Below are 10,272 nucleotides of genomic sequence, written 5' to 3'. Positions count from 1 at the left end.
CCCCCAGCCCCAGCAGGTCGCCCCCAAAGGCATAGTCCACCCAGGCCGACGCCATCTTGCGGGGCACTTCGTAAGGCGACTTGCCCTGCACGTTGCCGCCCCACTGGTCTGGCTGGGCCCGGGTCACCTTGACGGGGTTGTAGGTCAGCGCGGCCAGGAGCTTGAGCCCGCGCGTGGGCTGGACTGCCGCCTCGAACTCGATGCCGCGAGAACGCACTTCGCCTTGCTGTATGGAATAGCGGACGTTCTCGGGGTCGGTGGTGAGCACGTTCTGCCGGCGCAGCTCGAAGGCGGCCAGCGTGAAGCTGCTGCGTTCGTCGGGCGAGTACTTGACGCCGACCTCGACCTGTTTGCCGGTTTCCGGATCAAAGGGCCGGTCGTTGCGGTCAGCGCCCATCAAAGGGACAAACGACTCGCTGTAGCTGACGTAGGGCGCCACGCCGTTGTCTGCAAGATAGGTCAGGCCGACACGGCCGGTGAAGGATTTGGGCTTGCGCACGCTGGTGGACACGGGGTCGGCCAGGCGGCTGGTCTGCTCCAGGCGGCTCCAGTCGTGGCGTCCGCCCAGGGCCAGCACCCAGCGGTCCTTGCGGATGCGGTCCTGCACGTAGAGGCCTACCTGCTGGGCGCGCTCATCGCGCAGCGCATCGGGCTGCAGCAGCGAGGTGTCGATGAAGCTGCCATAGACGGGCCGGTAGATGTCCAGCTGCGGACCGTCGGCAATATAGGAGTCGAAACTGGAGCGGCTGCGGTTGTAGTCCAGCCCCACGATGAGTTCATGCTGCAGGCCGGCCGCCGCGAATTGGCCCGACAGGCTGGTGTCCACGGTGTAGACGCCGCCCTTGCCATCGCGCGAATCGATCTCCCGGTTGGTGACGGAGCCGTCGATCAGCGGCCCGTAGCGGAACATGTACTGCTCGTGGTTGCGTGCGTGCAGGTAGCGGAAGTTCTGCCGCAGCGTCCAGCCGCTGTCGAATTCGTGCCGTGCGTCGTAGCCCAGCGATGCGACCTCGGTCTCTTCACGGTCGAAGCCCGGCTCCCCCAGGAAGCGGTTCAGGGGCAGCCGGCCATTGGGGTTGCGCCCGTTGAGCGCATCCCACTGCACGTTGGTGGACATCATGGCGTGGTTCTTCTGGTAGAAGCCGCGCAGCGTGACGCTGGTGCGCGCGTCCGGCGCCCAGGTCAGGCTGGGCGCCAGGTAGACGCGGTCATCACGCATGAAGTCGATCTGCTGGTCGGCCGCCCTGGCCAGCCCCACCAGGCGGTAGCTCACCGTGCCATCGTCACCCACCGGCCCTCCGAGGTCGAAGGCCGCCTGCCGGCGAGCATGGCTGCCCACGGACAACTCCATGCCGCGCACCGCATCGGCCGAAGGCCGCTTGGACACGAAGTTCACGATGCCGCCCGGCGAGTTCTGGCCATACAGCACCGAGGCCGGCCCCTTGAGGACCTCCATGCGCTCGGCCCCGTAAGGCTCCATGCCGAAAAAGCCCAGCGTGCCCAGCGGCATGAGGCGCAGCCCGTCCAGGTAGAAATTGCCCGAGAACTGGCTGAAGCCGCGCACCGACAAACTGTCGTCCGCAGGATTTGCCCCGCCCGTATTGGTGCGCACGCCGGCCGTGTACTGCACGGCGTCGTTGAGCGTGCGCACGCCCTGGTCGTCCATGCGGTCGCGCGTGATGACGGACACCGATTGCGCCACCTCCAGAATCGAGGCATCGGTCTTGGTGGCCGTGCTGGCCCGGCGCGCCACATACCCGCTGGTGCTGCCCCAGGGGCTTTCTGCCTGGGCCGCGGCGGTCACCCTGACCTCACCCAGCACGGTCGATGCCTGGGTGGCCTCGGGCACCGCACGCAGCACAAAACCGCCCTCCCCCGCCGCCTGCGCCTGCAGGTCGGTGCCGGCCAGCAGCCGGTCCAGCGCCTCGCGCACCGTGAGGCGGCCCTGCACGCCCTGGGTGCGCCGGCCCTGCACCAGGGCGGGCGGCGCACTGATGCTCACGCCTGCGTCGGCGGCAAACGCCGTGAGCGCGGCGGCCAGCGGGCCTGCCGGCACCTGGAACGGACGCTGCACCGCGCTGGCCGCCGCCGCACCGGCCTGGGCCAGCGCAGCGCGCGGCAAGGCGGCGCCTGCCGCCAGGCCCGCTGCCATGAGCACGGCGAGACCTGTCTGGGACAGTGGAAAGAGCAAGGGGGAGGGAGTGCGCGCCACGCTGCGCATGCCGGGCCGGAGAGCCATGGTCTGTTTTTCCTTCGGAAGTCGTTCGATGAAATCGGTTGCCATCGAACAGGACACGGCCTGCCGCAGAAAGGGGCCAGATTCCGAAAGAAATTTCAAGCCGGTGGTGTACCGCGCGCCGCCACCGTCACCCAGTAGCGCGTGCGGTAGTGGACCTGCACGGGCAGCAGGTGCACGAGGTTGGCGAGCACGGCGTCCGTGCCGGTATCGGCATCGCCCAGCTGAAAGGCGCCGGTGACGCGCAAATCCGCCACAGACGGATCGCAGTGCAGCCAACCGGAGCGGTAGCGCGACAGCTCGGCCACAAAGTCGGCCAACCGCATGTTGTCTGCAGCCAGCAGGCCGCGCGCCCATTGGGCGGCGCTGGCGTCCGCAGGCTCGGCACGGCCCATGCCCATGGCGTCAAACCACAGTTGCTGGCCTGCCTGCAGCTGCTGCGCGGCGCCGCCACGGGTGGTGATCTGCACGGCGCCCTGCAGCACGGCCACCTCGCTGCGCTCCCGGACACTGCGCACGACAAAGCGCGTGCCTATGGCGCGCACCCTGCCCTGCCCGGTGGTGACCACGAAGGGCCGGGGTGGGGTCTGCGGGTCGGGCGCGGTCTCTATGAAGACGGCGCCCTCATTCAGGTGGACACGGCGCAGCGCCTCGTCAAACAACACATCGACGGCACTGCCCGTATCGAGCACGATGCGGCTGCCATCGTCCAGCGTCCATTCGCGGCGCTCGCCCGTGGCCGTGGCATGGGTGGAGGTCCACTGCATCCAGGGCGTGGCGCGCCAGGCCAGCCAGCCCACGGGGGCGGCCGTGATCAGCAGGGCCAGCGCGCGCACGGTATCGCGGCGGCCCATGGCGCCCAGGCGGCGCTGCTTGCGGCCCAGGGCCGGTGCCCCCAGTGCGGGCGGCAGGCTGCCCGCGCGCTGGCTCACGGCCAGGGCGTGCAGCCAGGCCTGCGCATGGACATCGGCACGGGTGCGCCAGGCCTCGAAGGCGCGGTGGTCGGCCTCGCTGGCCTCGCCCGAGTGCAGCAGCACAAACCATTCGGCGGCCTGCAAGGCGATTTCGCGCGACAGCGGCGCTGCGGCCTGGGAGTCCACGGCGTTCATGCCGACAGCAGGATGCACTCGGCCATGGCCTGGGCCATGTAGCGCTTGACCGAACGCAGGCCCATGCCCAGTTGCTCGGCAATGGCCGCATAGGTCAGCCCCTCGACCTGGGACAGGATGAAGACCGCGCGCACCTTGGGCGGCAGGCCGTCGAGCATGGCATCGACCTCCTGCAGCGCCTGCAGGATGAGCAATTGCTGCTCGGGCGACGGCGCCTGCGGCGCTGGCAGTGCGGCCAGGGCCTGCAGCCAGGCCTGCTCCAGCGACTGGCGGCGCAGGTGGTTGATCAGCAGGCGCCGCGCCACCGTGGCCAGGTAGGCGCGTGGCTCGCGCAGGGCGGGTAAGTCGCCCGCAGGCGCGGTGAGCAGGCGGATGAAGGTGTCCTGCGCCAGGTCGGCCGCGTCGCAGGCATTGCCAAGTCGGCGGCGCAGCCAGCCCTGCAGCCAGCCATGGTGGCCGGCATAGAGGGTGGAGATTTCGCGGTGCAAGGGGCTGGAGGCGGCGCTGGAGGCTGGGGCGGATGGCATGGTAGGACCCGATGGCTTGAAGGCGGGAGGCACCATCAAACAAGAATCATTCTCAAATCATTGTAACCAGCGGCAGCACTTGCCTAAGAGTGCCATCAGGCGGACCATCCAAGGGCGAACAAAGGGAGCAAGTGCGATCAGGTGTGGCTGGACATCCAGCTGCTGCGCCGGATCGGTATCATTTGGAAACAATCATCATCAGCTCAGCATCCATCAGGAGAGCGAACCATGTTCGAAACGCGGGTAGCAGGCACGGCAGGGCAGCAGGCGCTGTGGAGCACGCTGGACAAGGCCATGGCGCTGGCGGAGTTCACGCCCGAAGGCCGGCTGATGCGCGCCAACGCCAATTACGAAGCCATTCTTGGCTACCCGACCTCGGGCGCCGAGGGCCTGCTGCACAGTGACCTGTGCACCCAGGCACATGCCGATCCCGACGCCTACGGCCGGTGGCGCCAGCGCTGGGGCGCGGGCGAGACGATTTCGCGCGTGGGCGAACACCGGCGCCGCGACGGCAGCACCTGCTGGCTGGAGGCCACCTATGCCCCCGTGCTGGATACCCAGGGGGCGCTCAGCCATGTGCTGTGCATTGCCACCGACATCACGGCCCGGGTGCAGGCCGACCGCAGACGGCAGGAGCATTTGCGGCGCCTGTCCCTGGTGGCCGATGCCACCGACGCGGCCGTGGTGATCGCCGATGGCAACTGGACCATCTCCTATGTCAACGCAGGCTTCACCCGCATGTTCGGCTGGAGCAGCGAAGAGGTCGTGGGCCGTGCGCCCATCGCCCTGCTGGTGCCCCATGCCTCGCCCGAATTCACGGCCGCCTACCGCGCCGAACTGGACGCAGGCAAGCCGGTGTACCGCGAGGAAATCCTCGTCGGCAAGGACGGCGAGCGGTATTGGGTCAGCGCCCAGGCCAATCCCGTCATGGGCCCCGACGGCCGCCTCCACACCACGGTGACCGTGATCACCGACATCACCGAGGCCAAGATGCACGAGGTGCTGCAGCGGCGCGCCCTGGAGGCCATGGCGCGCGACCAGCCGCTGACCGAGGTGCTGGACCTGGTGTGCCGCGAGGTCGAGCGCATTGCGCCCGACATTGCGGTCTCGGTGCTGGAAGTCGATGACCAGAACCGCCTGCATCCGCTGGCCGCGCCCAGCCTGCCGGCCTCCTATTCGGCGGCGCTGGACGGCGTGCCCATCGGCCCCAATGTCGGCTCCTGCGGGGCGGCGGCCTTCCACAACCGGCCCGTGCTGGTGGGCGACATCGCCACCGATCCGTTGTGGGCCGACTTCAAGCACCTCATCCTGCCGCTGGGGTATACGGCCTGCTGGTCCACGCCCATCTGCGGGCTGCAGGGCGGCGTGGCCGGCACCTTTGCCTTCTACTACCGCCATTTCGACCGGCCCGGCCCCGATCCCTTCCACCAGCGGCTGGTGGAGGCCTGCACCGACCTGTGCGCGCTGGCGCTGGAGCGCGAGCAGGCACGCCGCCGCATCCGGCAGCTGGCCTTCTACGACGGGCTGACCACCCTGCCCAACCGCAGCCTGCTGCTGGCCCAGGCCGAGCAGGCGCTGTCCGTGGCTTCGCACGAGGGCCACGAGCTGGCCGTGGTCTTCATCGACCTGGACCGTTTCAAGCAGGTCAACGATTCGCTGGGCCACCCGGCTGGCGACCGGCTGCTGTGCAGCGTGGCCCAGCGCATCCAGGCGGAGCTGCGCACGGGCGACATTGCCGGGCGCCTGTCGGGCGATGAATTCGTCATCGTGCTGCCACACTGCGGCGGTGCGCAGGCGGCCGAGGTGATCGAGCGGCTGCAGTCGGCGCTTGGCGAGCCCTGCATGATCGACGACGTGTCCTTGGCCAGCACGGCCAGTTGCGGCATTGCCGTGTTTCCCGCCGACGGGCGCGACATGGAGACGCTGCTGCACCGCGCCGACATGGCCATGTACCAGGCCAAATCGGGCGGGCGCGGGCTCTACAGCTTCTTCAGCCCCGAGATGAACCGCCTGGCGCAGGAGCGGCTGGTGCTGGAGACGGCGCTGCGCGACGCCCTGCGCAGCGGCGGCCTGCGACTGCACTACCAGCCCCAGCTCGACCTGAAGGACGGGCGCCTCTACGGCGTGGAGGCCCTGGCGCGCTGGAGCCATGCGGAATTCGGCGAGATCTCGCCCGCACGCTTCATTCCGCTGGCCGAGGAATGCGGCCTGATCGGCGAACTGGGCACCTGGGCACTGCGCGAGGCCTGCCGCCAGCTGGGGGAGTGGCGCAGCCGGGGCATCGACGTGCCGGCCATGTCGGTCAACCTCTCACCCACGAGCTTTCACAACCTGGACCTGCCGCGCATGATTGCCGACACGCTGGAGCACAACGCGCTCAAGCCGCAGGACCTCACGCTGGAGATCACCGAAAGCCTGCTGCTGGACACCAACCCGGGCACCATGCGCACGCTGCAGGCCGTGCATTCCCAGGGCGTGCGCCTGTCCATGGACGACTTCGGCACGGGCTACTCCAGCCTCAGCTACCTGCGCCGTCTGCCTGTCAGCGAGCTCAAGCTGGACCGCAGCTTCGTGGCCGACCTGGAAAACGACGAAGCCGCCCAGGCCCTGAGCAACGCCATCCTGGGCATAGGCCGCAGCCTGCACCTGACCGTGGTGGCCGAGGGAGTGGAGACGGCTGCGCAGAACACCATCCTGCGCGAACAGGGCTATCCGGTCGCGCAGGGCTATCTGTTCTCGCGCCCGCTGCCGGCAGCGGATCTGGAGCGGTGGCTGCAGGCATCGAGCCTGCAAGCCGGCGTGGCGACGGACGTGTGAGCGGGCGTGTGATCGGACGTCTGAACGGGCATGTGAGCGGACCAGGCCATGCGCGCGGAGACCTTGGCCGGAAAAAGTAACAATCCGCAATAAATATTCGGACTGGACCTATTTTTCCCTAAGCCTCGCCGGCAAGTGACCGATAACTGCGGCATGGCGGGGCCGAGTGTCGGTCCCGCTGATCGCCACCGATCGCCACCGCATCCCCTCGATTCGCAGCCACCGCCGCTCACCCGCTTTCGCTTCTCGCCGTACGGCACTCCCCACCATGATGTTTTTCCGCAATCTGAAGCTGGCCCACAAGCTGCTGGCCTCTTTCATCGCCCTGCTGCTGCTGACCGCCGGCCTGGGCCTGTTCTCCGTGGTCCAGCTGGACCGTGTGAACCGCACGGCCACCGACCTGGCGCACCACTGGATGCCCGCCGAGCGCGTGATCATGGAGATGCGCTACCAGCTGCAGCGCTACCGCTCGCAGACCATGCAGCATGTGCTGGCCACCTCGATGGATGAAATGGCCATCTACGACAAGAGCATGCCGGCGCTGTGGTCCGAACTGCTCAAGAACCAGCAGGCCTTCGAGCGCTATGCCAACACCGCGCGTGAGCGCGAGCTGATGGCCGGCATCAAGGACGACCTGGGCCAGTACGCGCAGCACACGGCAAGGATCGTGGACCTGTCCCACGCCCTGCGCACCGACGAGGCGTCCGAGGTGCTGCGCGGCGATTCGGTCAAGACCAGCCGTGCCATCAACACCAAGCTGGACGAACTGCTCAAGATCAACGCCCAGGGCATCGAGGATGCCAACCAGGCAGGCGACGACATCTTCACCGCCGCGCGCTGGTGGGTGATCGCCCTGCTGGCGGGGGCCGTCCTCTTCGGCCTGGGCATGGCGCTGCTGATCGCCCGCAGCGTGGCACGCCCCCTGCAGCAGGCCGTGAGCCTGGCACAGGCCGTGGCCGCCGGCGACCTGGGCAGCCGCATCGAGGTGCATGGCAAGGACGAGACCGGCCAGCTGCTGCAGGCCCTGCAGCACATGAACGAGAGCCTGCAGCGCATCGTCGGCCAGGTGCGCCAGGGCACGGACTCCATCGCCACGGCCAGCGGCCAGATCGCCTCGGGCAACCAGGACCTGTCGGCCCGCACCGAGGAACAGGCCAGCTCGCTGGAGCAGACTGCCGCCTCCATGGAGGAGCTGACCTCCACCGTCAAGCAAAACGGCGCCAACGCCCAGCAGGCCAACCAGCTGGCCGCCGCCGCCTCCCAGGTCGCCGTGCGCGGCGGCTCGGCCGTGGCCCAGGTGGTGCAGACCATGTCCGCCATCAACGATGCCTCGCGCAAGATCGTGGACATCATCGGCGTCATCGACTCCATCGCCTTCCAGACCAATATCCTGGCGCTGAATGCGGCCGTGGAAGCGGCCCGCGCCGGTGACCAGGGACGCGGCTTTGCCGTCGTCGCCTCGGAAGTGCGCACCCTGGCCCAGCGCTCGGCAGCCGCCGCCAAGGAGATCAAGCAGCTCATCGACGACTCGGTGGGCAAGGTCGAGGAAGGCAGCGCCCAGGTCGACTCGGCCGGCAAGACCATGGAGGAGATCGTGGCCAGCGTGCGCCGCGTGACCGACATCATGGGCGAGATCTCGGCCGCCAGCCATGAGCAGACGGCCGGTATCGAGCAGGTCAACCAGGCCGTCACGCAGATGGACCAGATGACCCAGCAGAACGCCGCACTGGTGGAGGAATCGGCGGCGGCCACCGGCGCCCTGCAGGCCCAGGCCAAGGCGCTGGCCGAGGTGGTCAGCGTGTTCAAGCTCTCGCCGTCCACCGGCATGCTGGGCAACAGCCGTGGCGTCAACCAGGCCGCCGCCGTGGCAGCGCCCCGCCACGCGCCGACGGCGCCCCGCCCGCATCTGGCGCCTTCCGCTCCCAAACGCGCGGTGCCCGCACGTGCTTCGGCCACCCTGCCTTCTGCGACCGGAGCCCCCTCTGCTCCGGCTGGCGCCGCGCGCCCGGCCCAGCCGGCACAGCCGGCCCGGCCCGCCGTGACGGCATCGGCCAAAACCAAGGCCAAGGCGGCCAGCACGGCTTCCGACGACGATTGGGAAACCTTCTGAACCAGGTTTTCGCCCGCCCCGCCGGGGGCGGACATGCATGCCAAGGCCCGACCAGCTCCAGCTGGCCGGGCCTTTTTTCCGGGAGGTCTGCAGCCAGAACACGCCAGAGTCCACGCTGCAACCTGCGCATTGCCACGGCCAAGTCCTTCAAATCTGCCATGATCGGCCGCTGCAAGCCCTTGTTTTGAAAGCCATCGTCACACGGCAGCGCGCCTCCAGACCCGCGCGGCGGGCGCTTGCCCCGGCACGATGCCCCAGCATGAGAAAATCGGCGATTCGGCCAAGAACACATTCATCAGAAGAACGGAACACATCATGGAAGCAGAACGCATCAACCTCATCGGCAACACCCTCGAAGATCTGTCGCAGCGTGCGGCAGATCTACGGAGGTATCTTTGACTACGATGCAAAGTACGAACGACTGCGCACGGTAAACGCCTCGCTGGAAGATCCCAGCGTCTGGAACGACCCCAAGAAGGCCCAGGAGCTGGGCAAGGAAAAGAAGCTGCTCGACGGCGTCGTGCTGACGCTGCAAAAGCTGACCACCGAGCTGGCCGACAACGCCGAGCTGTTCGAGATGAGCAAGGAAGAAGGCGATGAGACCGGCCTGCTCACCATCGAGGGCGAGACCGCCAAGCTGCAGCCGCTGATCGAGGAGCTGGAGTTCCGCCGCATGTTCGGCAAGGAAGCCGATCCGCTGAACTGCTTCGTGGACATCCAGGCCGGCGCCGGCGGCACCGAAGCCTGCGACTGGGCCGGCATGCTGCTGCGCCAGTACCTGAAGTACGCCGAGCGCAAGGGCTTCAAGGCCACGGTCGAGGAAGAGACGCCGGGCGACATCGCCGGCATCAAGAGCGCGACCATCCACATCGAAGGCGAGTACGCCTACGGCCTGCTGCGCACCGAAACCGGCGTGCACCGCCTGGTGCGCAAGTCGCCCTTCGACAGCTCGGGCGGCCGCCACACCAGCTTTGCCTCGCTGTTCGTCTACCCCGAGATCGACGACTCGATCCAGATCGAGATCAACCCCTCGGACGTGCGCACCGACACCTACCGCGCATCGGGCGCGGGCGGCCAGCACATCAACAAGACCGACTCGGCCGTGCGCCTGACGCACATGCCCACCGGCATCGTCGTGCAATGCCAGGACGGCCGCAGCCAGCACAGCAACCGCGACGTGGCATGGCAGCGCCTGCGCTCCAAGCTCTATGAGCACGAGATGCAAAAGCGCATGGTGGAGCAGCAAAAGCTGGAGGACACCAAGACCGATGTGGGCTGGGGCCACCAGATCCGCTCGTACGTGCTGGACAACAGCCGCATCAAGGATTTGCGCACCAACGTCGAAATCTCGGCCACCCAGAAGGTGCTGGACGGCGACCTCGACGCTTTCATCGAAGCCTCGCTCAAGCAAGGCCTCTGATTTCAAGCCCCTGGGCGGCACCGGCCGCACAGGGGCTTGAACTCTGTCCCCTG

At 68.1% G+C, this 10,272-nt stretch carries 6 protein-coding genes; 3 read left to right on the top strand and 3 right to left on the bottom strand.

The window, feature by feature from the left end; all coding sequences use genetic code 11:
• The 3 genes from IAE24_RS23820 to IAE24_RS23810 all read right to left on the bottom strand — a co-directional run.
• The coding region (locus IAE24_RS23820) for a TonB-dependent siderophore receptor (RefSeq protein ID WP_199962003.1) at window positions 1-2,239 on the bottom strand (2,239 nt) is incomplete at its 3' end.
• 95 nt (window positions 2,240-2,334) lie between these two features.
• A complete protein-coding gene (locus IAE24_RS23815) occupies window positions 2,335-3,345 on the bottom strand; it encodes a FecR domain-containing protein (RefSeq protein WP_199962002.1) in 1,011 nt (336 codons plus the stop codon).
• Complete coding sequence (locus IAE24_RS23810) at window positions 3,342-3,872, bottom strand: sigma-70 family RNA polymerase sigma factor (protein ID WP_199962001.1); 531 nt, start codon at window positions 3,870-3,872, stop codon at window positions 3,342-3,344. Before IAE24_RS23810 ends, IAE24_RS23815 begins: the two co-directional genes overlap by 4 nt.
• Window positions 3,873-4,100: 228 nt before the next feature.
• On the opposite strand from IAE24_RS23810, the gene IAE24_RS23805 reads away from it, so the two are divergent.
• The 3 genes from IAE24_RS23805 (at window position 4,101) to prfB (ending at window position 10,219) form a co-directional block, all read left to right on the top strand.
• Window positions 4,101-6,689: a sensor domain-containing protein gene (locus IAE24_RS23805; protein WP_013802814.1), complete on the top strand. Its 2,589-nt coding sequence runs from the start codon at window positions 4,101-4,103 to the stop codon at window positions 6,687-6,689.
• A 268-nt stretch (window positions 6,690-6,957) separates the two neighbouring features.
• A complete protein-coding gene (locus tag IAE24_RS23800; RefSeq protein ID WP_199962000.1) occupies window positions 6,958-8,799 on the top strand; it encodes a methyl-accepting chemotaxis protein in 1,842 nt (613 codons plus the stop codon).
• Between the two features lie 315 nt (window positions 8,800-9,114).
• Window positions 9,115-10,219 (top strand): peptide chain release factor 2 gene (gene prfB, locus IAE24_RS23795; RefSeq protein ID WP_013802816.1). Its coding sequence is split into 2 segments (ribosomal slippage): window positions 9,115-9,195 and window positions 9,197-10,219, totalling 1,104 coding nucleotides; the frame shifts between segments, so codons are not numbered across the junction.
• The last annotated feature ends 53 nt before the right edge of the window (window positions 10,220-10,272 follow it).

This window comes from Delftia sp. S65, assembly GCF_016516495.1.
GTDB classification, from domain to species: Bacteria; Pseudomonadota; Gammaproteobacteria; order Burkholderiales; family Burkholderiaceae_C; genus Comamonas; species Comamonas acidovorans.
The sequence above is the reverse complement of the archived record's forward strand: the minus strand, read 5'-3'. Positions and strand labels throughout refer to the sequence as shown.